The 25,092-nt window shown below is 44.9% G+C and carries 20 protein-coding genes; 16 read left to right on the top strand and 4 right to left on the bottom strand.

All coding sequences use genetic code 11. The features are described 5' to 3' along the window. Position 1 precedes the first annotated feature (1 nt). The 16 genes from AC4OGX_RS06150 to AC4OGX_RS06075 all read left to right on the top strand — a co-directional run bounded on the left by AC4OGX_RS06150 (position 2) and on the right by AC4OGX_RS06075 (position 19,772). Positions 2-1,762, top strand: a complete 1,761-nt coding sequence (locus tag AC4OGX_RS06150; RefSeq protein WP_493329131.1) for a glycoside hydrolase family 36 protein — start codon at positions 2-4, stop codon at positions 1,760-1,762. 402 nt (positions 1,763-2,164) lie between these two features. Beyond that, positions 2,165-2,917: a hypothetical protein gene (locus AC4OGX_RS06145; protein ID WP_493329130.1), complete on the top strand. Its 753-nt coding sequence runs from the start codon at positions 2,165-2,167 to the stop codon at positions 2,915-2,917. Then, entirely contained in the window at positions 2,914-3,750 is an 837-nt protein-coding gene (locus AC4OGX_RS06140) for a hypothetical protein (protein WP_493329129.1), read from the top strand. Before AC4OGX_RS06145 ends, AC4OGX_RS06140 begins: the two co-directional genes overlap by 4 nt. 776 nt (positions 3,751-4,526) lie before the next feature. After that, positions 4,527-4,673, top strand: coding sequence for a hypothetical protein (locus AC4OGX_RS06135; protein ID WP_493329127.1), 147 nt, complete (start codon positions 4,527-4,529; stop codon positions 4,671-4,673). A gap of 283 nt (positions 4,674-4,956) precedes the next feature. Continuing rightward, a complete protein-coding gene (locus AC4OGX_RS06130; RefSeq protein WP_493329126.1) occupies positions 4,957-5,286 on the top strand; it encodes a hypothetical protein in 330 nt (109 codons plus the stop codon). Beyond that, positions 5,287-5,934: an ABC transporter ATP-binding protein gene (locus AC4OGX_RS06125; protein ID WP_493329124.1), complete on the top strand. Its 648-nt coding sequence runs from the start codon at positions 5,287-5,289 to the stop codon at positions 5,932-5,934. Next, positions 5,916-6,500 (top strand): DUF5028 domain-containing protein, encoded by a 585-nt coding sequence (locus AC4OGX_RS06120; RefSeq protein WP_493329123.1) that lies wholly within the window; start codon positions 5,916-5,918, stop codon positions 6,498-6,500. Before AC4OGX_RS06125 ends, AC4OGX_RS06120 begins: the two co-directional genes overlap by 19 nt. Before the next feature lie 319 nt (positions 6,501-6,819). Next, on the top strand, positions 6,820-8,358 hold the full coding sequence (pap, locus tag AC4OGX_RS06115) for a polyphosphate:AMP phosphotransferase (protein ID WP_493329121.1): 1,539 nt from the start codon (positions 6,820-6,822) through the stop codon (positions 8,356-8,358). Between the two features lie 156 nt (positions 8,359-8,514). Further along, entirely contained in the window at positions 8,515-9,519 is a 1,005-nt protein-coding gene (locus AC4OGX_RS06110) for a deoxyguanosinetriphosphate triphosphohydrolase (protein ID WP_493329120.1), read from the top strand. 121 nt (positions 9,520-9,640) lie between these two features. Continuing rightward, positions 9,641-11,416, top strand: a complete 1,776-nt coding sequence (gene dnaG, locus AC4OGX_RS06105) for a DNA primase (protein ID WP_493329119.1) — start codon at positions 9,641-9,643, stop codon at positions 11,414-11,416. Between the two features lie 61 nt (positions 11,417-11,477). Next, positions 11,478-12,587 (top strand): RNA polymerase sigma factor RpoD, encoded by a 1,110-nt coding sequence (rpoD, locus tag AC4OGX_RS06100; protein WP_493329118.1) that lies wholly within the window; start codon positions 11,478-11,480, stop codon positions 12,585-12,587. A gap of 4 nt (positions 12,588-12,591) precedes the next feature. Continuing rightward, on the top strand, positions 12,592-13,341 hold the full coding sequence (locus tag AC4OGX_RS06095) for a tRNA (adenine(22)-N(1))-methyltransferase (RefSeq protein WP_493329117.1): 750 nt from the start codon (positions 12,592-12,594) through the stop codon (positions 13,339-13,341). Continuing rightward, positions 13,331-14,113 carry a Nif3-like dinuclear metal center hexameric protein gene (locus AC4OGX_RS06090; protein ID WP_493329116.1) on the top strand — a complete coding sequence of 261 codons (783 nt, stop codon included), beginning with the start codon at positions 13,331-13,333 and terminating at the stop codon, positions 14,111-14,113. Before AC4OGX_RS06095 ends, AC4OGX_RS06090 begins: the two co-directional genes overlap by 11 nt. Before the next feature lie 134 nt (positions 14,114-14,247). After that, positions 14,248-15,918, top strand: coding sequence for a uridine kinase family protein (locus AC4OGX_RS06085; protein ID WP_493329176.1), 1,671 nt, complete (start codon positions 14,248-14,250; stop codon positions 15,916-15,918). Positions 15,919-16,202: 284 nt separating this feature from the next. Next, entirely contained in the window at positions 16,203-17,111 is a 909-nt protein-coding gene (locus tag AC4OGX_RS06080; RefSeq protein ID WP_493329115.1) for a CPBP family intramembrane glutamic endopeptidase, read from the top strand. A 72-nt stretch (positions 17,112-17,183) separates the two neighbouring features. Further along, positions 17,184-19,772 carry an ABC transporter permease gene (locus AC4OGX_RS06075; protein WP_493329114.1) on the top strand — a complete coding sequence of 863 codons (2,589 nt, stop codon included), beginning with the start codon at positions 17,184-17,186 and terminating at the stop codon, positions 19,770-19,772. Between the two features lie 174 nt (positions 19,773-19,946). Here the strand turns inward: AC4OGX_RS06075 and AC4OGX_RS06070 are convergent, their stop codons facing one another. The 4 genes from AC4OGX_RS06070 to aroC are packed head-to-tail and all read right to left on the bottom strand — an operon-like array spanning position 19,947 to position 24,810. Further along, complete coding sequence (locus AC4OGX_RS06070; protein WP_493329113.1) at positions 19,947-21,830, bottom strand: extracellular solute-binding protein; 1,884 nt, start codon at positions 21,828-21,830, stop codon at positions 19,947-19,949. After that, positions 21,827-22,642: an ABC transporter permease gene (locus tag AC4OGX_RS06065; protein WP_493329111.1), complete on the bottom strand. Its 816-nt coding sequence runs from the start codon at positions 22,640-22,642 to the stop codon at positions 21,827-21,829. The genes AC4OGX_RS06070 and AC4OGX_RS06065 overlap by 4 nt, the downstream gene beginning before the upstream one ends. Continuing rightward, positions 22,632-23,705 carry an ABC transporter ATP-binding protein gene (locus AC4OGX_RS06060; protein ID WP_493329110.1) on the bottom strand — a complete coding sequence of 358 codons (1,074 nt, stop codon included), beginning with the start codon at positions 23,703-23,705 and terminating at the stop codon, positions 22,632-22,634. Before AC4OGX_RS06060 ends, AC4OGX_RS06065 begins: the two co-directional genes overlap by 11 nt. 1 nt (position 23,706) lies before the next feature. Next, positions 23,707-24,810, bottom strand: a complete 1,104-nt coding sequence (aroC, locus tag AC4OGX_RS06055) for a chorismate synthase (RefSeq protein ID WP_493329109.1) — start codon at positions 24,808-24,810, stop codon at positions 23,707-23,709. Positions 24,811-25,092 lie beyond the last annotated feature (282 nt).

Below are 25,092 nucleotides of genomic sequence, written 5' to 3'. Positions count from 1 at the left end.
GATGAAGAACAGGACATATCAGTTTGCAATTGAGGAAAAGCCGGAGGGGCTTCATATTTCCTCACACATAGAAGAGGATAAGGGACTGGTCACGATCCAGATCCATGTGAAAAGTGAGGAGGAACAGATTTTTCGGCCGGCAGTCTGTACGGTGAGCGTTTCTTCCTGTGAGGTACATGAAATATGGAATCCGAAGATTCATCTGATCAAGGCGCTGAATCTTGACTGGTTCCAATATCTAAAGAAAACGAACGGCTTCACAGGAGCGCCCGTCCAGTGCCTGATCGGCATGGATGGAAAAAACTGTGCGGCACTGGGGATCTCAGATACTTTGAATACGTTTGAGTTCCAGGCAGTACCCATCGAAGAGACCGGGGAGTATGCCTTTCGAATCGGAATGTTTACAGAAGAGACCGAACCAAGGAGAAGCTATGATGTCACGCTCCGTCTGGATCTGCGCAGGCTGCCCTATTACCAGGTTCTGGATGAGATGGCGGCCTGGTGGGAGACAGAGGAGAGAAACTGTCCGGCTAGGGTTCCGGCGGATGCAAAGGAACCAATGTATTCCACCTGGTACAGCTATCATCAGATGGTAGAGGAAGAGGCACTTTTAGAGCAGTGCCGCCTTTCCAGAGAATTGGGCTGTAAAAGCATCCTGCTGGATGACGGCTGGCAGACAGATGACAAAAGCCGGGGATATGCCTATTGCGGGGACTGGCAAAGTGCAGCCTCCAAGATACCGGATATGGCCGCTTTCGTAAAAAAGGTGCATGATCTGGATATGAAGGTGCTCCCCTGGTATTCCCTGCCGTTTATTGGAGAAAAATCAAAGAATTTTCCGGAATTTCAGGATATGCTCATAGACCCGGATGCACGAAGAGAATGGCATGTACTGGACCCCAGATATCCCAGGGTAAGGGAATTCATTATCTCTCTGTTTGAACAGGCACTAAAGGAGTGGGATGTAGACGGGTTCAAGATGGATTTTATCGATGAATTCGTGGTGACGCCGTTTAGCGGGAAGGCAGAGGATAAAAGACGGGATTTCGAGTCGTTTCATGAGGCGGCAGACAGCATGATGAAGGAATGTATCAGCAGGCTCAAAGCGATCAAGCCGGATATCCTGCTGGAATTTCGACAGACCTACAACGGGCCGATGATGCGCAGCTACGGCAACATTTTCCGCGCGGTGGACTGCCCCTTCGATGCGGTGGAGAACCGGGTGAGGGTAACAGATGTCAGGCTGCTTAGCCGGGACAGCGCAGTACATTCGGATATGCTTATGTGGCATCATGAGGATACGCCGGAGAGCGCAGCACTGCAGTTCATCAATATTCTGTTCAGCGTCCCGCAGATATCCATGCGTCTTGACGAGCTGACGGAAGAACACATGGCGATGCTTACATTTTACTGCGGTATCTGGAAAAAATATCAGAACGCGTTGATAAACGGTACCTTTGAGCCGGAGAACCCCATCAGCCGTTACAGCGTGATCAAGGGCGCATACAAAGGTCAGCTGGCCTGTGCCTGGCATGAAAATGCAGTGGTCGTGCTCGAACAGCTCTACGATGAGATGCTCTTTGTAAACGGGACCTCCCTAGGAAAGCTCTACCTTGACTGTAAAAATGGCTCAGGCAGCTATGAGCTGGAATGCTATGACTGTATGGGACATCTTTTAAGAAAAGAATGTGTAGAAATAGAAAGCACTCTAAGCCAGTACGAGGTGCCGCAAAGCGGTGTGATTCAGTTCAAAAAGAGATAGAACGATCTGCGCCGGACAGGTTAAAAATGAATGGAAAACAGAATGACCATTCAGGATGCATAAAAGAAAAAAGGATGGCGCTTTTTGGCGGACATCCTTTTTTAATGTACTTAGCATAGCATTAATCTAACTGATGAAGGTTGTGTGTTCTGCAAGCGGTTATCAGTTTTCTCCTGAGTACTGAAAGACGAAAACTATGCAATTCGCGGACAGGAAAAGAAAAAATATTATAAAATGTGTTATACTGTAAAAATATATTTATCATGGAATTGTATACAGAAGCTAACACATTTTGAGGAGCAGCGATGATCAGGATTGCGATTATAGATGATGAAGAACCCATACGTGATATGGTAGTTCGTATTGTACAGCAAAATATTTATAAAGATAAAGGAGGAAAAAGTGAAGAAAATCAGTAAAGTTTTATTCGCTATAGCTGCAATCTGTATGCTGTTTACGGTCGCCTATTACGTTTTTAATCATGTGATCGACACTCCTTTTACAGGGGACAGTGTATTACAGGGAAAGAGCAAAACTCAAAACGAGAGTAAAACTCAAAGCGGGTCTGACACTCAGCTTCCAGTATCTGCAAATGGGATCGGAATTCTTCCTTATAGTAAAAATTTAAAGGAACCAGGTCAATATTTCGAATTGTTAGAGGGAGACCAGAATTCTGGATTACAGTGCAGTGTGAACAAGGTGGTTTTTACAAAAAATTCGATAGACACCGATGCGGTATATGCTGCCAAAGATGATAAATTTAACCCGATTCAGTTCGATGGGAATGGTAATATATTGAATGATTTTATGTATGTTTCTGTGAATGTAACACTTGAAAATACGAGTAATAAAGAAGTGGAAATTTATATGAACCGCTTTCAATGTGTTGTTATTGACCCGAAAACAAAGGATTCCGCAGATATTTATTACAATGGTGAGCTCCGTGGATATAAAACCCAGAAAGAGAAGCGGGAATATAATAAATCTTACGCCAGGAAGGTCATACTGCCAGGCGAAAAGTTTATTTCTGACCTGGTTTATATAGAACGGGAATCGGAGATAAAGGATAGAAGTGTTTATGTCAAATATTTTTGCAGTGGGGTGACTAATCCGGAATATGATAAAGGTTCTGTTTATGTGAGGCTGAAAGAATGACAGGTAAACTATTGAGGTTGGAATTAAAAAGAGGATTACGGAATAAAACAACATATCTTGCGCTTATCATTGGATGCGGCATTAGTTTGATTCACGTTGTACATAATATTATTCCCTATGCAGATATCTGGAATCAGATGTCTTTAAACCTAAAGTCGGACATGCAGTATCCATATTATTTGTTTGCCCAATGGATGTGCGGGAATAGCTATAATCTGGAAGGGTTTCTATATTTTATGATATTACCGCTGCTCGCAGTGATGCCAAACAGCCTTTCTTTTTATGCGGATAAGGAGAGCGGATACATCAAACAGATCTATACGCGGCTGGGGAGGGAGAGCTATCTGACGGCCAAGTTTGGAGCAGTTTTTTGCACAGGAGGAGTTATAATTGTCCTGCCTCTTATTTTGAACTTAGCTGTCTGCGCTATGTTTCTGCCTGCATTATATCCCCAGACACTGGCAGGAACTTTTATAAATGCTTCGGTCCTCTGGTATCATATTTATGAAATACATCCGATTTTGTATAATGCTATTTACTTATTTATTGATTTTATACTTGGCGGTCTGATTGCCACACTGCCGTTGTTTTTCAGCTTTTTTACAGAAAAGAAGTTTATGATTTTGTTAATGCCGTTTATCATGCATATCTTTATTTATTCGGTCTGTATGATGACAACAGATCCAAAAGCCGTACAATATTCCCCAGTTTACTTTGCGTTTGCAGCAATCGGATGTTCATCCATCTGGCTGCTTGTGATTTACGGAATCGGATATTTTTTGATGGGAGGAATTCTTTATTGGATCATAGGAAAAAGAGAAGATATATTTTAAGAAAACAGTACAGGGCGGATCTGAGTTTTGTTATTATATATATTTTTATCATTGCAGTACTTGTATATACATTTTTAGGAATCCAACTAAAGATATGGATTTTTTACGGTGAAAAGTATTGTCTGCTGGATTGTCTGCATGCCTTGGAAAAACCGTACTATTTCGGGATCACTGTTCTGCCGCTGACCTTGTTTGGAATACTTTCTGGAAGAAAAGTATTTACTTATCCTGCGTTTATCTTGAAATATGAAAGCTGTACTAAAATATGGAAACTGCTTTTGAATTCAATTGTGAGGAGATCGATTCTCTTTTCTGTTATTTTCAGCAGTACTGCCTGTCTTTTTTCGGCGCTGTCTTCCTATACAGTCGTGAACTGGCGTGAGGAAAGCTCTATGTTTTATCAGATAACGGGAACGTTTTATGAAGGGAGCGCTGTTTATGTGATCTTGCTCTTTTTCTTGTTCAATAGTATAAAATTTTGTCTGGCGGCTTTGTGTTTCACAGTTTTGGAAAATCTGTCTGGTGACAGTCTGTGGAGTGTTCTATTTTTAACGACAGTTGTAACTATAGAGTGGGTATCTGAAGATACGCAGATTTTTTTAAACTTATTTGCAATTTCTCAGACCCATTTTAAAATGTTGAGACATTCAGTTTGGATTCTGCTCTTAGGATTCGGTCTGCTCATTATACTATATCTGGGTGGGAAAAAGATCTGGAAAGAAAAGGAGTTCTATGGGAAATAAGCTGGCGCACTGGAAAAGGATTTTTCGTTATGAATGGAAAAGAAATATAGTCTCCAGGAAAATTCAGTATTTGCTGCCTGTTTTGATTGCACTTCAGGTGAATCTGCAGGTTTATCATCAATTTCAGGGATCATTGCCTCTGGAGCGGTACTGGGGGAGATTTTTAGAAGGGATGCATAGTCTGGCGAAGGGCAGCAGGACACAATTTTTAATTCCGGGAGACTGGTGTCTTTTTTTAATCATTCTTTTGTATGATACAGGCAGGTCCTCAAAAGATTTTACAGAAGGGATAGGAATGCAGGTTTTGCTCAGATCAGGGGACGCAGGCTCTTTATGGAGTGCCAAATGCCTGGTCTCTATGGGGAATACGCTGATATATTTTGCAAGCGCTTATCTAAGTATCTTTTTATTCTGTATATGGGAAACGCACAGTATAAAAGCAGCTTTATCTGCCAGTCCTTTCATGGATGCAAAGCAGACAGCAGTGCAGTTTATTTTTCCTGTTTTGGCAGCGTGTGTGATCGTTATCTGGCAGATGGTGATTTCTCTGTTGAGTAACTCTGTGATCGGAATTTTAAGTATGTGCATATTACTGATTACCTCGGCCTATTTGAAAAGCTGGATCTTGGTCGGCAATTACCTTATGAAACTCAGAATAAAAGAATTGGCCGAACTAGGGTTTACTTATAGGCAGATGGCAGCCTTTCTTCTGATTCTTCTGGCCGGGGGCATGATTGCCGGGAGAAAAGTGACAGGCAGGCTGGACTATATTCACGCGAAGGGAGACATGTAAATGGTGATTGAGATTAAGGATATTTCAAAAAAGATCGGAGATCAATCTGTGCTGAATCATATTTCTCTGCATCTGGAGTCAGGACATGTCTATGGATTAAAAGGAAGAAATGGTTCAGGAAAGACTATGCTCATGAGAGCGGTTTGCGGGCTGATTCGTTTCACGGAAGGTGAAATTGAGATTGACGGGGAAATTCTCCGCAAAGATATTACTTTTCCTGGCAGTGTAGGAGTTTTGATTGAAACACCGGGGTTTATAAATAATTTTTCAGGATATGATAATCTACAAATGATTACTTCCATTAAAGAGATTGTATCGAACGAAAGAGTAAAAGAAACAATGGAATTGTTAGGACTTGATCCTGCAGATAAGAAACCTTTCAGAAAATATTCTCTCGGGATGAAGCAGAAACTGGGAATCGCAGCAGCTATTGTTGAAAATCCCAAACTGGTGATATTGGACGAACCTACAAATGCACTGGATGAAAAGAGCAGACAAACGTTTAAAGAAATTTTAGGAGCGCTTCGTGAGGAAGGAGCGCTGGTACTGCTCAGCTGCCATGACTCGGAGGATCTGCTGGAATTGTCGGACCAGATCATTGAAATACAAGAGGGAAGGGTGGTATCCCAATGGAACGTAAGAGGATAAATATTGGACAGTGGAAAATGAAAAAGGGAAAAGCAGCATGTATCCTTATTCTGTTTTTGCTAGTCCTTGCATGGGGGCATCAGGTTTATGCTGTCAACAGGCTGATTCCTCAGACAGAAATCCGGGTTATGAAGGGGAGAAGATGGAATCCATGGAAGGATGGGATAGAAGTAAAGGTCAACAAAGCTGATTTTATGAGTGATTCTGCGATCCGGGAAACAAAAGGAACAGAGAATGTTCTATACAGTTATGAAATGAAGCTGATGTGGGTGGATCTCCAGATCAGGAACAGCCGCACAGAAGAAAAAATGGTGGATTTATTGGATATAGCAGCAGAATCCGAAGGATGGTGTAATATCCCTGATGTCCAATTCTATGATATATTAGGGGAATCTTCAAAACCGTTAAGACTAAATATAGAGCCTGGAGAAACATTGACGTATAGACTGCCATATTTGTTTGTAAAAGCAAATTTCCGCAACCCTGAATGGAAGAGGATAGAAGACAAAGATTACTATCTTACATTATCATTGTATCCTGAAAAGAAAATGATCCATGTTCCATGATTTAGATGTATTCATTTGGACTTATTATAAAAATCAGAATGAAAATAGAGATAAGGTGAATAATAAGAAGGATGATGCCAATTCTAAGGGCGCTCATCCTTTTTTTATACTGCTGCAGCTTATTAGAAAAGATGTAAAAAATAAGTTAAAATTCCATGTTCCATGATATAATTAAAATAATATCTCTAAAGGATGCGGTGATATACATATCCCGCAGTCAGTGCGGCGTAAGTGATTTTGGACGTCTGCATCTGCCAGCGGTTACAAAACAGGAAACTCGTTAATACTAAGTAGCAGTAAGTGCCGGGAGGAAAATGTTATGTTAGAAAAAGTGGATCTTACCAAATCGATGGAAAAAGAAGAGTACAAGGCTAAGATGCCCATGCTGGAGGCCAGGCTGGGGGAACTGCAGAGACAGTGCAAGGCTTTGAATATCCCTGTGATGATCGTGTTCGAGGGATTCGGTGCGTCCGGGAAAGGACTGCAGATCGGAGAGCTGATCCAGAGCCTGGATCCGAGAGGCTTTAAGGTATTTGCGATCAAGGAGGAGTCCGATGAGGAGCAGATGCATCCGTTTTTATGGCGTTTCTGGACAAAGACTCCTGAAAAAGGACGGATCGCCATTTATGACGGGAGCTGGTACAGAAAGGTATTGATCGAGCGTTTTGATAAGCGGACGAAGAAAAAAGACATCCCTGACATTTTCCAATCCATCTGTTCTTTTGAAAAGCAGCTTACGGATGATGGGTATGTCATGATCAAGCTTCTGCTTGACATTGATAAGAAGGAACAGAAGAAGCGTTTTCAAAAGTTAAGGGAGAACAAGGAGACGGCATGGCGCGTCAGCCAGGGCGACCTGGAACGGAACGCAAGGTATGAAGAATATGCGCAGATGATGGAGGAGATGCTGCATATCACGGATACAGATTATGCGCCGTGGACCATCGTTGAGGCCATGGACAGGCGGTTCGCCACGGTCAAGATCTATACGGTTGTGATCAAGGCCCTGGAAGAGCAGATTGAAAATAGGAAGAAAGCAAAAGCGAAAGAAAAGGCCGCTGAGGCTATCTCAGAGATGGATGAGGAGGGAAGGCGTGCTCCGGAAAGTGTTACGGAAAAAATCGATCAGAAGGAGCTTACGGAGTCGATCCTTGCCAGGGCAGACTTAAGTCTAAGCCTTAGTAAAAAGGAATATAAGGAGAAGCTGAAAAAGCTGCAGAAGAGACTGAGCCTCCTTCACGGAGAGCTGTACAGAAGAAGGATCCCGGTCGTGCTTGGATTTGAAGGCTGGGATGCAGGCGGCAAGGGGGGCGCGATCAAGCGGCTGACAGAGAAGATGGATCCCCGCGGTTTTGTGGTGAATCCAACTGCATCTCCGAATGATATTGAAAAGGCTCACCATTATCTGTGGCGTTTTTGGCAGGCAATGCCAAAGGCAGGGCACATCGCGATCTTCGACCGGACCTGGTACGGACGTGTGATGGTGGAGCGGATCGAGGGCTTTTGTACCAAGCAGGAATGGCAGCGGGCTTACAAGGAAATGAATGATATGGAGAAGGACCTTGTCAATTCCGGCGCGATCGTGATGAAATTCTGGATGCAGATCGATAAGGACGAGCAGGAACGCAGGTTTAAAGCGCGTCAGGAAAATCCCGAAAAGCAGTGGAAGATCACGGATGAGGACTGGCGCAACCGGGAGAAGTGGGATCAGTACGAGGAGGCAGTCAATGAGATGCTGCTTCGCACCTCTACAGAATACGCCCCATGGATCGTTGTGGAGGGGAATGACAAGTATTATGCGCGGATCAAGGTGCTTGAGACGGTAGTCGAGGCGATTGAAAAGCGGATTAAGCAATAATAAAAGGATATGGAGAAGATATACAGAATATAGTATATAGGATGGCAGAAGCGCGCCGATGTATCATATGACGCAGAACACGATGCACGCCCTGCCGAAAATGCGCCTAGGCGTATTTGTATCTCGACAGTCAGGATTCAGTGTGAAGGAGTGCCTATGACAATCAGAGAGCAGCTTGAGGAACGCGAATTGGAATATTTAAGTCCCTACGCAACATTCAGCAGGAATTCGAAGGGCAGGAAGAGGCCGGAGACAGAGTGCGATATCCGCCCCGTATTTCAGCGGGACCGTGACCGCATCCTGCACTGCAAATCTTTTCGCCGTCTAAAGCAGAAGACGCAGGTATTTCTGCTTCCCAAAGGGGATCACTACCGGACCAGGCTGACGCATACACTGGAGGTGTCGCAGAACGCCCGGACGATCGCCAAGGCACTTCGTTTAAATGAAGATCTGGTGGAAGCGATCGCTCTGGGGCATGACCTGGGACATACGCCCTTTGGGCATGCAGGGGAGAGGGCACTCAATGAGGTCTATCATTTCTCGCACAATGAGCAGAGCCTGCGGGTCGTGGACTGCGTGGAAAAGCAGGGTGCGGGGCTGAATCTGACCTGGGAAGTAAAAGACGGGATACTGAATCATCCCACAGCGGGGAATCCCCATACTTTGGAGGGACAGGTGATCCGTTTGTCAGATAAGATCGCCTATATCAACCATGATATTGATGATGCCATCCGGGGAGGGATCCTCGTGGAGGAGGATATCCCAAAGGAATTCAGAAAGGTACTGGGAGGCAGCAGTAAGGAACGGCTTAATAAGATGGTCCATGATGTGATCACAAACAGTATGGATAAACCGGCCATCATCATGTCTGAGCCTGTGAAAAACGCCATGATCGGACTGCGCAGCTTTATGTTCGAGCATGTCTACATGAATCCCAAGGCAAAGGGGGAGGAGGATAAGGCCGTCCATCTGATCGAGCAGTTATACGATTACTATATCCGCCATCTGGAACTGATGCCAAAGCAGTATCTCCAGGCGATCGACCGGCCGGGCAGCTGCAAGGAGCAGGTGGTGTGCGATTACATAGCAGGCATGACAGATAACTATGCGGTGAAGAAGTATGAAGAATTTTTTGTGCCGGAAGCATGGAAAAATTATTAACGGCAGAACGTAGACGGGAAAGAGTAAAAAAATTTTTGCCGGAAGTTGTTAAAATTAAAAGGAAATCAAAAAGATTTGTCGAATATATATAAGGTAGGGCTAAACAGCAGGAGGGCATCGAATGTATTATCCAGAGGAATTAGTTGAAGAAGTAAGAATGAAGAATGACATCGTGGATGTGATATCCGGTTATGTGCGTTTGCAGAAAAAAGGAAGTTCTTATTTTGGACTCTGTCCATTCCATAATGAAAAATCGCCCTCGTTTTCGGTGAGCCGTTCTAAGCAGATGTATTACTGTTTCGGCTGCGGAGCAGGAGGGAATGTCTTTACCTTCCTGATGGAGTATGAGAACTTTTCTTTTGTGGAGGCACTAAAATTCCTGGCTGACAGGGCAGGGGTAGAGCTGCCGGAGATGGAGTACTCTAAAGAGGCGAAAGAAAAGGCAGACCTCAGGGCCACGCTTTTAGAGATCAATAAGGTGGCGGCACAGTATTTTTATGTGCAGCTAAAGTCAGAGCAGGGGAAGATCGGATATACATATTTGAAGAACCGGGAGCTTTCCGATGATACGATCAAGGCCTTTGGCCTGGGATATTCGAATAAGTACAGTAATGATCTGTTTAAGTATCTCAGAAGCAAGGGGTACAGCGAGGACATGATCCGTCAGGCAGGATTGATCAATACGGACGAGAAGAACGGTGTGTATGATAAGTTCTGGAACCGGGTCATGTTTCCGATCATGGATGTGAATAACCGTGTGATCGGATTCGGCGGACGTGTCATGGGAGACGGCAAACCGAAATACTTAAACTCCCCGGAAACGGCGATCTTCGATAAGAGCCGGAACCTGTACGGGCTGAACCGGGCCAGGACATCCCGAAAACCGTATTTTCTCATCTGCGAGGGATATATGGATGTGATCTCCCTGCATCAGGCCGGGTTCACAAACGCGGTGGCATCTCTGGGAACGGCTCTGACAACGGGACACGCCTCTTTGATCAAAAGATATGTTCAGGAGGTTTATCTGACCTATGACAGCGATGAGGCCGGGACAAAGGCTGCCTTACGAGCCGTGCCGATCTTAAAGGAGGCAGGGATTTCTGCTAAGGTCATCCGTATGGATCCTTATAAAGATCCGGATGAATTTATCAAGAATCTGGGCGCGGAGGAGTTTGAGAAGCGGATCGGAAATGCGAGAAATGGATTCCTGTTCAGTCTGGAGATACTTGCGAAGGACTATGATATGGAATCACCGGAAGGAAAGACCGCATTTTTCAAAGAGACTGCAAAGCGCCTGATGAGTTTTGAGGATGAGCTGGAGCGGAATAATTATATAGAAGCTGTGGCAAAGGCATATAAAGTCAGCTCAGAGAGCCTGCAGAAGCTTGTGACCAAGACTGCGGTCACAGCGGGGATGGCAAAGCCGGCATCCCGTCCGAAGACGGCGTCTGGAGAACATAAACCAAAGGAGAGCGGGATCCTCGTTTCCCAGAAGCTGCTTCTGACATGGATGATCGAGGATGTGAAGCTCTTCGGCACGATCAAGAAGTACATAGGCCCGGATGATTTTACAGAAAAACTGTATCGTACGGTGGCAGAGGTTTTGTATGAGCAGTATGAGGCAGGAGAGTTGAATCCGGCAAAGATACTGAATCATTTTACAGCAGAGGAAGAGCACCGGGAAGCTGCTTCTTTATTCCATACAAAGATCAGGGAGCTTTCCACGAAGGAAGAGCAGGAGCAGGCGCTCAGGGAGACGATCCTTCGTGTGAAGAACAACAGCATTGATCACAGGACAATGCACCTGGAGCCGACAGACATGGCCGGGCTGCAGAGACTGATGGAAGAGAAGAGAAAGCTTGAGGATATAAAGAAACTGCATATTTCTATTGAATAAGGATAAAATAAAACAAGATAGCCCTATACCGCGGGGGTATAGGCGAAGGAAGGATGGACACATGGAAGAAAACACACAGAAATTTGACGAGAAGCTAAAAGAACTTGTTGCGTTAGGCAAGAAAAAGAAGAGTATCCTGGAGCTTCAGGAGATCAATGACTTTTTCAACGACATGGAATTGGACGCAGAGCAGATGGAGAAGGTGTTTGAACATCTGGAGTCAAATAATATCGATGTGCTTCGTATCAGCGGGGATGAGGACGATGTAGATGTTGAGGTCATTATTTCCGACGAAGATGAAGTGGATATGGAGAATATTGATCTTTCTGTGCCGGACGGGGTCAGCATTGAAGATCCGGTCCGTATGTATCTGAAAGAGATCGGTAAGGTTCCGCTTTTAAGTGCAGAAAGAGAGATTGAACTGGCACAGCGCATGGAGGACGGAGACGAGGATGCCAAGAAGGAACTGGCGGAGGCAAACTTACGTCTCGTAGTCAGCATTGCAAAGCGTTATGTCGGAAGAGGGATGCTGTTCCTGGATCTGATCCAGGAAGGAAACCTAGGTCTGATCAAGGCGGTAGAGAAGTTTGATTACCATAAAGGATATAAGTTCAGTACTTATGCGACATGGTGGATCAGACAGGCCATCACCAGGGCAATTGCTGATCAGGCAAGGACCATCCGTATCCCGGTGCATATGGTGGAGACGATCAATAAACTGATCCGTGTGTCCAGACAGTTACTCCAGGAATTAGGACGTGAGCCTATGCCGGAGGAGATCGCGAAGGAACTGGACATGCCGGTGGACCGTGTGCGTGAGATCTTGAAGATCTCCCAGGAGCCGGTATCCTTAGAGACCCCGATCGGTGAAGAGGAGGACAGCCATTTGGGAGATTTCATCCAGGATGACAACGTACCTGTACCGGCAGAGGCGGCAGCACAGACCTTGTTAAAGGAACAGTTAGACGAGGTTCTGGATACACTGACAGACAGAGAACAGAAGGTTCTGCGCCTGCGTTTCGGAATGAACGACGGAAGAGCGAGAACGCTGGAGGAAGTTGGAAAAGAGTTCGATGTTACCCGTGAACGTATCCGCCAGATCGAGGCGAAGGCACTCAGAAAGCTGCGCCACCCAAGCCGCAGCCGCAAGCTGAGAGATTATTTGGATTAAATATATGGAACTTTCAAAGAGATTACAGGCAGTTGCCGATCTGGTGACTGCCGGATATAAAACAGCGGATATAGGTACAGACCATGCCTATATCCCTATTTATCTTGTGGAACATCATATTGTACCGTCCGCGGTTGCCATGGATGTGAATGACGGTCCCCTTAAGCGGGCGGAAGCGCATGTCAGGGAGAAGGGGCTAAAGGAGCAGATCAGCCTGAGGCTTTCAGACGGCTTTGGGGCACTGCGGCCCGGGGAGGCAGATGCGGCTGTTTTAGCAGGCATGGGCGGCGGTCTGGTCATGAAGATCCTGAAAGACAGCTGGGATGTGACCATGGACTTAAAGGAATGCATCCTGCAGCCACAGTCGGAGATCGCAAAAGTGAGAGCCTTTCTTTTAGAGGAAGGTTTTTTGTTTCTTGCGGAGGATATGGTATTGGAGGATGGGAAGTTTTATCCGATGATGAAGGTAAAGCCTCCGAAAGCAGAGGAACCAGAACATATGGGACGGATGAGTGCCGGGAAGATTTCCCGGCAGAATGGAAGCTGGTCAGAAGTGGAAATTATATACGGAAAGCTGCTGCTGGAAACGAAGAACCCGGTATTGAAGCAGTTCCTTGAAAAAGAGATCCGTATAAAGACAGAGATACTGAAGAATTTAAAAGAACAGGACAGTGAACATGCAAGAAAACGCATGGATGAATTGAGCCTGGAACTTTTACAGGCACAGAAAGGGATGGAATATTATGCTGTGTAAAGAGATCATGCAGGTAATCGAGGCCGCATATCCAAAGAGTGCGGCACTGGCTTTTGACAATGTGGGCCTGCAGGCCGGGCGGACTGAAAAAGAGGTGAGAAGAGTATATCTGGCGCTGGATGCCACCGACCAGGTGATCGAGGCGGCTGTGGCGGCAGGTGCAGATATGCTGATCACACATCATCCGCTGATTTTTTCTCCGTTGAAAAGTGTGACGGATGAAGACTTTATAAGCAGAAGAATCTTAAAGCTGATCCAGGCGGACCTTTCTTATTATGCGATGCATACGAATTATGATGTCCTTGGGATGGCAGAGCTTTCAGGAGACATCCTGGGGCTTACAGACACTGAGGTTCTTGACATCACTTCCGGTACGGAGGAAAAGCCGGAGGGGATCGGGCGCATCGGAAGTCTTGGGGAGTCTATGACATTAAGGGAATGCTGTGGCTATGTGAAAGACCGGTTAAAGCTTGGTTCTGTGAAGGTATTCGGAGACATGGAAAGCCAGGTCGGCAGGCTGGCTGTCTCACCGGGATCGGGTAAGAGTGCTGTTAAGCCTGCAGTCTCAAAGGGCGCAGATGTGCTTGTGACCGGAGATATCGGACACCATGATGGTCTGGATGCCGTGGAGCAGGGACTTTCTATTATTGATGCGGGGCATTACGGGACAGAATATATTTTCATAGAGGATATGAAGAGATTTCTGGAACAGAAGCTGTCCTGCCTGGAAGTTGTGACAGCACCGGTGGTGCATCCGTTCCAGGTGTTTTGATTTTTCGGACGATTTTGAGTGATATGCCAAATGAGCTGCATATAGTATAAAAGAATATCTGTTGGATGAAATTCATGAAACTGGACTTACCAGACCAAATTGTCAGGCAGGATATCCTGCGGAAAGGAAGCGTTATGGCGGCGAAAATATGTACAGTGCGGATTGGAAATGAGACGAAGGAATATGAGGCAGGAGTTACTTATCAGCAGATCGCGCAAGATTTCCAGGAAAAATATGAGCATCAGATCGTGCTCGTATTTGTAAACCAGTTCCGGCTCCAGGAATTGGATAAGGCGCTGGAGGAAGATTGTGAGATCCAATTTTTAACGACAGCAGATCCGATCGGATTTGAAACATACAAGAGAAGCCTCTGCTTTATGATGGTCAAAGCAGTACACGATGTCGGAGGGCATGATAAGGTAGAGCGTGTCAGAATCCATTTCTCATTGAGCAAGGGGTATTTCTGTACGATCGAGGGTGATGTGGAATTGAATCAGGACTTTCTAAGCAAGGTCGATATGCGCATGCAGGAGCTGATAGGGGAGCGGATTCCGATCGAAAAGCGTTCGATCCACACCACGGAGGCTGTGGAGCTTTTCAGAAAGCATGGGATGTTTGACAAAGAAAGGCTGTTTGAGTACAGACGTGTATCCAAGGTCAATATTTACAGCATGAATGAATTCGAAGACTACTATTATGGCTACATGGTGCCCGATGCCGGGTATCTGAAATATTACGCATTGTACTTATATGACGGCGGGTTTATCATTCAGATGCCGACAAAAGAAGAGCCGGAGAAGGTGGAGCCGTTCGCTCCGATGCCAAAGCTGTTTGAGGTTCTGAAAAAGTCCATTGCGTGGGGAGATCTCCAGGGAATTGATACGGTCGGGGCACTCAATGATATGGTGACCCAGCATGACATGAGTGAGGTCGTGCTGGTGCAGGAGGCATATCAGGAGCGGCAGATCGCCGAGATCGCCAAGCAGATCGCTGACAGGCCGGATGTGAAATTTGTGCTGATCGCGGGTCCGTCATCTTCCGGGAAGACCACATTTTCCCACCGACTGTCTATTGAGCTTAGGGTAAATGGAATGCGTCCGCACCCGATCGCTGTAGATAATTATTTTGTAGACCGCGAGCAGACACCAAAGGATGAAAATGGTAATTATAACTTTGAATGTCTGGAAGCCATTGATGTCAAACAGTTCAACGAAGACATGCAGGCGCTGCTGGCAGGAGAGGAAGTCAACCTTCCTATCTTTGATTTCAAGGAGGGGAAGAGGAGATATGGGAACAACCCCAAGAAGCTGAATTCAAATGATATCCTTGTTATCGAGGGAATCCACTGCCTGAATCCAAAGCTGACAAAAAGCCTGAACAATGCAAATAAGTTCAAAATATACATCAGTGCGCTGACCCAGCTGAACATTGATGAACATAACCGTATCCCGTCCACAGACGGACGCCTAATCCGAAGGATTGTCCGGGATGCAAGGACCCGGGGAACGTCAGCACGGAACACCATTGCAATGTGGCCTTCCGTGAGGAGAGGGGAGGAGGAGAATATCTTCCCGTATCAGGAAGAGGCAGATGTGATGTTCAATTCTTCTCTCTTGTATGAACTGGCTGTGTTAAAGCAGTATGTGGAGCCGCTTTTATTCGGGATGGGGAAAGACTGTCCGGAATATGTGGAGGCAAAAAGGCTGCTGAAATTCTTTGATTACTTTGTAGGGATCGGGAGCGAGCCTGTACCGACGAATTCACTTTTAAGAGAGTTTATCGGCGGGGGCTGCTTTAACGTATAGCAGATCCGCATTACTGGCCCCGGCAATCCGAACCATATAAAAGAGAATACAGGATCATATGATTTTGAACTCCTCAGACTGTAGACAAAACGGTTCGCAAACATGACGTTGCGAACCGTTTTGTCTACAGTTTTATTATTATAGTATATATTTATTATGTAATTTTTCAGTATAATAAATAAAAACTTAGTAAATATTCGATATTATAATTTTACATTATAATTTATCTGAATACATGATATAATATTTACATTAATATAATCACAGAGGGGGTTCATTATGAAATGAGTAAAAAAATAAATCGAATAGAATTCGTTGTATTTTTTTTATTGACTTTTGGAATGTCCATGTTTTGTGGGAGCCTCATCTATTTTGGAATTTATGAAAATTCAGAAAAAATTTCAACGTTTATGATGTTAACACCTGCAACTGGAGTTGTATTGGCTAAGATGTGTTCGAGGAGTGAAAAAAAAGAAATAAGCCGGTTACATAAAATGATAATCACTGTTTTTGGAATTACTTTATTTGGGCTGGTATTAAGAGCAACAGGTGTTATAAATGAACAGTTGTTTAATACTTTTCTTTATATACCCGTATTCGTAATAAGTACCATTGCGTTCATATACTCCTGGGTATTTTGTCCAGAATTAAGTCCCTTTAAAAATATAAAAGGCAATGTGAAGTATCTTTTGATTTATGCTACAATAAATATTGCGGTGGTTTTGATCATGAATTTAAAAGGAGTTGATTACAGGCTTTTCATGGGACTTTGTTTATCGTTTGCATATTTTCCTACCCAGTGTTTGCTTACATTTGGGGAGGAGTATGGGTGGAGAGGATATCTGCAGCCGTTGCTTCAAGAAAAATTTGGAAAGCGTTGGGGCGTTATTTTAGTTGGAATCCTCTGGCAGATATGGCATGTACCATTTTATTTTCCAGATAAGTTTTGGGATGGGAGAATATTGTTTGCGAGATTTATATTTCTTCCGGCACTTTCAGTAGTCTTAGGATATGTATACATGAAAACAGAAAATGTATGGTTGGTTGCGTATATGCATTTTATAATGAATCTAATTTTAGGAGGTTTCCTGCCTGTTTATACGGATATACGTTATCCGGTTGCCTTGCTTCTTATTTCTTGTATCTGGTTTTTACTTCTCTTCACAAAAGAATACAAAAATACCAAGCAATAGGAGCAGCAGGCTTCTCTGCTGTGTAAATTAACTTAAAAATGTTATAATCCAAAAAATCAGGAGGCGGAGTATATGAAGAAAACAGCGGACTACTTTGGTGCAGCAATTGGTTTTATAATTTCGTGCCTGATTCTTTTTGGCAGGTGGATACATTTTCAAGGAGCAGGATATACAATTTTCGGTTTTGGCTGCAAGGTCCATAAATATGGAGGAATCGTTCCCTTTTCGAAGGTGTTCGAAAATGCGGAAACAGTGGCAGCTACGGGAAGGAGTATTGTTCCGGCATATTTTTTCCTTTTCCTTCCTATTCTGCTTGCGGTGGTGCTTATTGTAAGATCAGTACTTCTTATAAAAGGGAAAAAAGTGAGTGTGCTCACGAATTTCGCCTATTGGATTGGTCTTTTTTATCTGATGACTGTGTTTTTAGCACCGTATTGTATCAGTGTGCCCTTCTTTGCTTCTCTTTTTCTGATGCTCGCAGATTATATTGGTACAAGGCTGATCCTGGAAGGGGCAGAGATGAGCAGGCAGGCTCGTGAGCTTAAACAAAGGGAGAGAGAAGCAAAACTAGATAAAATTCGGCGGATGCATTTCCCAGGACGGTATTCCAAAGATTTTTACGAGGTAGTATTTGCTAATTTCCGAAGCAATTTAAGGGGGTATCTTCTATTTATCGTGGCGGCCTCGGCTTCCGTGGCTTTGTTTTATGTCTTATTTGGTGCACTTGTTTTAATCTATAGGATGAACCCGGATCTAAATCTGATGATGTCCAGTGGGATTTTTAAAATTTTCAGTGAGGTACTTAATATAGTAGTTTTTCTTTCTGTCATGCTGCTGGTGCTGATTATTTCCAATTACATAAAAACTCGTATGAAGAACTATGGGATTTTTCTAGGCCTTGGTATCCGCAAAAAGACACTGTGGTTGGTCATTGCCCTGGAATATGTAGTATGTATTTTGTCCTCATTAGCTGTTGGATTGCTTCTGGGAAATTTGGGGTTCCCAGTTTTAAAATACCTTTATCTACAAAGTCAGGGAATAGAAATGGACGTCCCAACGGCATATCAAGCGGTGACATTAGTAACAGCAATTGTCTTTTTGCTAATGACGGGGCTTGCGACATTAATTAATTATCATTTATTTGAAGGGGTGGATATCACCTCTTCTGCGGTCAGCGCGGCCAAGAAAGAAGGCATGCCCAAGAATCACCTGTTTCTGGGTCTGTTTTACGGATTATACTGCATTTATGCAGGAATACGTGGGTTTATATATGGACATTGGATGGAAGGACTGTCCAGAGTGGCAATTCTGCTTTTTGGGGCCCTTCTTATATTATATTGCGGAGGGGGAAAGCTGGTCCCATGGTTCCGAAAGAACAAAGAACGTTACTTTAAGCATATGTTCCGGGTACTTCCATGGAAATACCGGTTTAAGACGAACGCGAAATACCTGTTCCTTTTATTCACAATCCAGACGCTGGCATTGTCGGTCTATCTGCCGCGTCTTAGTTCCTGCTTGATTTCAGCCCATGGGGAAGAGCTTTATCCTTATGATTTTGTATGTATGGCACATGAGGAGGATTCAGAGTTTTTCCAGGAGATGAAAAAAGACTATGATATCCAGATGGAGACATATCCTATGGTGAGAATCGATACCCTGCTGTCAGAACCGTTTTCCTTTAACACGTTGATTAGTTCGACAAATGGGGGGATGTTCTTTCCATTGGGACAGCAGGTCGGGATTTCAGAGACTACCTATCAAAAGCTAAAAGCAGAAGCTGCCCCAAAGGATAAAAGCACCCTTCATTTAAAGGGGAAGGAAATCCATGTGGTCTTTCAACAAGATTCTTCTCAGAGGGCCCGGCTTCTGGACTGGTATGTTTCTCCGATGGAGCGTTTGGGATATGATCCACATCTGCGAGCAGGCAGAATCTGTTATTATGATCTTCTTACCCGTGATACCCTGTATCCGGCTTATCAGATCAAAAGTCAGGAAAAACGGATTTTGACAGGGATGTTCCATAATGGTGACCAGGAAAATATCGTCGTATTTTCAGATGAGCATTTTGAGGCTCTTCTTGAATCTGTGAAGAAGAGACTTGACAAGGAACCGTCTCCGACGCAGCTGGTCACACTTCATACTGCCAAAGAAGATGATCAGGAGATTTCAGACAAACTAACAATCTTTTCGCAGAAAAATGCTTCGGATTCAGCCTGGGATGCTACAATTCTCCCTTATTATGCAAAGCAGGTACAGAAGCCCCTGGCAGAAGGCGAAAGGTTCTTTAAAGAAATTGCCTTTTCAGCAACTATATTTATTATGCTGTTGAGCAGCTTATTTATCTTTTATCTGAAATTCAGTCTGGATATTGATGACCTCCGGCGTAGAAATGGGCTTTTGGAAGCAATTGGGATGGGGAGAAAAGGAAGGGGACGCGTTATACGCAGCGAAATGGCAATGCATTCTCTGTGGCCGCTTCTCTTTGCCACTGCAATCTCGGTTATTTTCTTCACGGTACTGCCTGCGATGAGATTATTTAGCAGAATAGAAATGCAATACTATTATATTACACAGCTAAGTCTTCTTTTGATCTACACACAGGTTTATCATTTAGGAATACATTTTCTGGAAAAACATTTTATAAAGGTGATCTGTGCATAAGCAGGATCATACAGGTGCAAACATCAGGTTTTACGAAAAAGAAGGGCTGACTGCTCTTCGCAGAAATGATGATAATAATTATAGGGAGTATCCCGTGGAAAACCATGTGCTGAAAGGCACCCGGTTCCACGGGATACTCCGATTCTTTGGTAAAAGACTTAAAAATGTTCTCTTTTATTTTGATTTCACTTCTCTCCAAAGCTGGTTATACACCGCATCATTTTCATCCCCCAGGAATTTGAAGGTCTCGCAGTTAATTAAGTCTTGTGGTTCCGGGAATGCGATCCTGCTTTCCCTCATCCAGTCCTCCTCGATGAGCTTACGTCCCTCGGAGTTCGGGATCGAGTAAGTGATATAGTCAAAGTTCATTTTTGCGATCTCAGGTCTGCAGAGGAAGTCGATAAACTTTTCTGCATTTTCTTTATGCTTGGCATTTTTTGGGATGACCCAGGAATCGATCCAGAGGTTAGATCCTTCCTTCGGGATCACATACTCCAGATCCGGGTTCTCCATCTTTGTATAAAGCGCCTCACCGGAGTAGATCACACCGATGGCGGCTTCATTTCCGATCATCTTATCACGCACCTGGTCGACGACATAGGCCTGAACCAGAGGCTTCTGCTTGATCAGAAGGTTCTTTGCGGCCTCCAATTCATCCAGGTCTGTAGAATTGAGCGAATATCCAAGATACTTTAAGGTTACGCCGAAAGCATCTCGGACGCTGTCCTGCATCAGGATACTGTCCTTGTATTTCGGATCCCAGAGAACGCTCCAGCTGTCGATCGGCTCATCCACCATTTTCTTGTTATACAGGATTCCCACCGTGCCGAAAAGATATGGTACAGAGTACTTGTTTTCCGGGTCAAACTGGCGGGACTGTTCCATATAAGTGCTGTCAATATATTTGATATTCGGCATATTGTCAAAATTGATCTCTGCCAGCAGATCGTTTTCGATCATACGCTGAACCATGTAATCTGACGGGCAGACTACATCATAGGCAATGGCCCCGGATTGTATTTTGGGATACATGATCTCATTCGTTTCATATTCCTCGTAGACCACGTCGATTCCGGTCTCTTCCTCAAATAGGTTCAGTACCTCCGGGTCAATATATTCGCCCCAGTTATAAACGATAACCTGGTTGCTGCCGGCAGCGTCATTCTGTGAGCCATAGAAAAATCCTCCGGCGATGATCACAATGACCATTGCAGTTGGAACCAGTTTACGGAAAATAAATCTGGTTACCCGGTGTCTTTTCCTGATCTCCATTTTCTGTGCGGAGGAGCTTTCCTTTTTCTCTGGTGTGATGTTTACCAGGAATAAAAGCACAAGCACTGTGATGAACATGATCGTGGAGAGCGCATACATCTCCGGTTTGATCCCTTTTCTGACCTCACTGTAGATCTTGGTGGAGAGAGTGTCGACCCCCGGCCCCTTTGTGAAGTGTGTGATAACAAAATCATCCAGTGACATGGTAAATGCAAGCAGGAAACCGGAAAATACCCCCGGCATGATGTCCGGAAACACGACCTTGAAGAAGGCATATACCGGAGAGGCACCCAGATCCAGGGCAGCTTCATAGGTATGCTTGCTTGTCTGCTTGAGCTTCGGCATAACGCTCAGGATGACATAGGGAATATTAAATGTAATATGTGCCAGCAGGATCGTCTTGAATCCCAGTGAAAAACGGAATGCGATAAATAAAAGCATCAAAGAGATACCAGTTACGATATCGGCATTCAGCATGGGGATATTCGTAACCCCCATCATAAATGTACGGAACTTCGGCTTCATTGCCTGGATTCCGATGGCAGCGGCAGTACCGATGATGGTTGCCACCAGTGCAGATACAAGCGCAATGATCAGCGTTGTATACAGTGCGTTCATGATATCCTGGTTCTGGAACAGGGCAACATACCATTTCCCTGTGAACCCGCCCCATTTGGAACGTGATTTGGAGCTGTTAAAGGACAGCACCATCAGCGTGACGATGGGAGCGTAGAGCAGGATAAAAATTAAGATTAAGTAAAACCGTTTCAGACCGTTTTTTATCAAAATGCAGTTCCCTCCCCGTCTTTATCATATTTGGCGATCAGCGCCATGCTTGCGATGATGAAGATCATCAGAACAAGAGAAAGCCCGGAACCGACATTCCAGTTGCTTCCCTGTTTAAATTCCTGTTCAATGACATTTCCGATCAGAAGGATCTTGCTTCCACCGAGCAGGTCCGAGATGACGAATGTGGTCAGGGATGGTACAAAGACCATGGTGATCCCACTGATGATCCCGGGGATGCTTAAAGGAAGGATGATCTTGGAAAATGTCTGCATGTTATTCGCCCCCAGATCACGGGCAGCGAAAATAACGTCCTTATCGATTTTGGAAAGGACATTATAAATCGGCAGTACCATAAACGGCAGGAAATTGTATACCATGCCGAGTACGATCGCATATGGTGTATTGATCAGTGTCTGCTCAGGCAGATGGAAGAACTCAAGGATCATGTTGATGATCCCGTTTTTCTCCAGCAGATTCTGCCAGGCAAGGGTTCTGAGAAGGAAGTTCATCCACATGGGCAGGATGAAGATCAGAACGATAAAGCTTGTCTGATTCACGGACCTCTCAGAAAGAATCATTGCCAGGGGATATGCGAGCACAAGGCAGATCAGCGTACTGATAAAGGAGAGCAAAAGGGCAAGCCCCAGCGCTTTCAGGTTCTCAGGTGTCGTGATCCTGGCAAGGTTCATGAATGTAAAGTGTCCCTCTTTTGTGGTAAGGCCATAGTAAACGATCATCAGAAGAGGGATGATGATAAATGATGCCGCCCAAAATAGATAGGGCCCGGTCAATAATTTTCTATTCTTCAATTCCAACAGCCTCCGCATCTTCAGATTCTGGTTTCTTCATGATCTGAATATCAAATGGGTCTACTTTGATACCTACTTCTGTTCCCACAGGGAACATGTCTGTGCTGTGTACCAGCAGTTCATAATTATTGGCAAGGACCTCCATCTCATAATGGACTCCTTTGAAGATCAGGTGTGTGACAACGCCCTCAATGATGCCTTCTTCCGGTTTGACCAGATCGATATCCTCCGGGCGGATCACTGCATCTACCGGCTTGTTGCGTCCAAAGCCCACATCCACACACTGCCAGGTGGCCCCCAGCATTTTCACGACCTTATCCTCCACCATGGTAGCGGGAAGGATATTACTGTCTCCGATAAAATCGGCTACGAATGCATTCTGCGGTTCATTATAAATGTCCTCAGGAGTCCCGATCTGCTGGATATAGCCCTGGTTCATGACGACGATGGTGTCTGACATGGTCAGAGCCTCCTCCTGATCGTGGGTAACATAGACAAAGGTGATTCCCAGCTCGTTCTTCAGCCGGATCAGTTCATACTGCATGTCCTGCCGAAGCTTTAAATCCAGTGCTCCCAAGGGCTCATCCAGCAGAAGCACCTTTGGCTCGTTTACGATGGCCCTGGCAATGGCGATACGCTGCTGCTGACCGCCGCTTAATGAATCCGGGGTCCGGTTTTCATAACCCTCCAGATTGACCAGCTTCAGAGCATAATGGATCTTATCCTCGATGTATCCCTTTGTTTTGCCCTTGATCTTTAAGCCGAAGGCAATATTCTCCGCGATAGACATATGGGAGAAGAGTGCGTATTTCTGGAATACCGTGTTTAACTGGCGCTTATTCGGCGGCAGTGCATTAATATTCTTGCCGTCGAAAATGATATCACCGGAATCCGGGGTCTCAAATCCTCCGAGAATCCGAAGAAGGGTAGTTTTACCACATCCGCTGGGTCCGAGAAGGGTGAGAAATTCATTCTCGCGGATATACAGGTTCAATTCATCCAGAACCACATTTTCACCAAATGATTTTGTAATATTCACAATATCAATCAACTTATTTGACATTTTAATCCTCCGTATAATAGGCTTTTATTTTATCCAGCCGGCTGCTCATGTTGACAAGGAGCAGATCCGCAAGTGTGATCGCTGTCATAGCCTCCACAACTACGACGGCACGTGGTACGATGACCGGATCATGTCTTCCGTGGATCGTAAGTGTTGTCTCTTCACCAGCTTCTGTTACCGTGTGCTGGCTCTTTGCTATAGAGGGCGTCGGTTTTACAGATGCCCGGACAAGAAGGGGAGAACCATCGCTCATCCCTCCGAGAACACCGCCACTATGGTTCGTCTTTTTTACAATGTGTCCTTCTTTTTTTGCGAAGGGATCATTATTAATACTGCCAAGCGAAGAGGCGGCTGAAATACCGTCACCGATTTCTACGGCCTTCACGGCACCGATGGACATAACAGCCTGTGCAAGGCCTGCGTCCAGTTTGTCGAAAACAGGTTCCCCAAGTCCGGCAGGAAGGCCTTGTACAAGACATTCGATCGTGCCCCCGCAGGAATCCTGATCCTGGATCATCTGATCCAGATATGCGGCGGCCTGTTCGGCGGCTTGGTTGTTCGGCATATAAAGCTTGTTTTCAGCTATTTCATGAAAACGATAATCTTCGTCTGGAACCGTAACGGGTCCGACTGACTTTGCATAGGTAGTAAACGTGATTCCCATTTCATTTAATAATAAGGAAGCAATGGCTCCCGCAGCGACCCTTCCGATTGTCTCCCTGCCGGAGGAACGGCCGCCGCCTCGGTAATCACGGAATCCGTACTTTTGTGTAAAAGTATAATCTGCATGTCCGGGCCGGTAAGTGTAAGCGATATTCCCGTAATCTCTGGAGCGCTGGTCCTGATTGACAACCAGCAGGGAAATCGGTGTCCCCGTCGTTTTTCCTTCAAAGACACCAGAAAGAATCTTGACCTGGTCTGTCTCCTGTCGTTTTGTTGTATATTTGCTCTGTCCCGGCTTTCGGCGGTTTAGATATCTCTGTATATCATCTTCGCATAATGTAAGCCCGGCAGGACAACCATCCACAACAGCACCGACTGCGGCACCATGGGATTCCCCCCAGGTAGTTACGCGGAATAATTTACCAAATGTTGATCCACTCATGTAAATACCCCTTTCTATTTTGCATATAGACCTATTATATAAGAAGTTGTATCAGCACGCAATCCTAAATTTTCATAACTATTCAGCCATGCGGTAATATTTATAGAAACCAGGCGTGTGAGCTGGCTCCCAAAGCCTGATTTCTATAAATATTACCATACGGCGTTTAGCCGAAGCGAGAAGGAGAGGCAATGCCTCGGAATCGAGCTTGCATGGGTGAATAGTTATAAGCATGGATGGCGGACAGTTCTTAATTTTCTTTAAATTCATACTTTTTTACTG

The sequence above is a fragment of the Faecalicatena sp. genome (genome assembly GCF_058819085.1).
The sequence above is the reverse complement of the archived record's forward strand: the minus strand, read 5'-3'. Positions and strand labels throughout refer to the sequence as shown.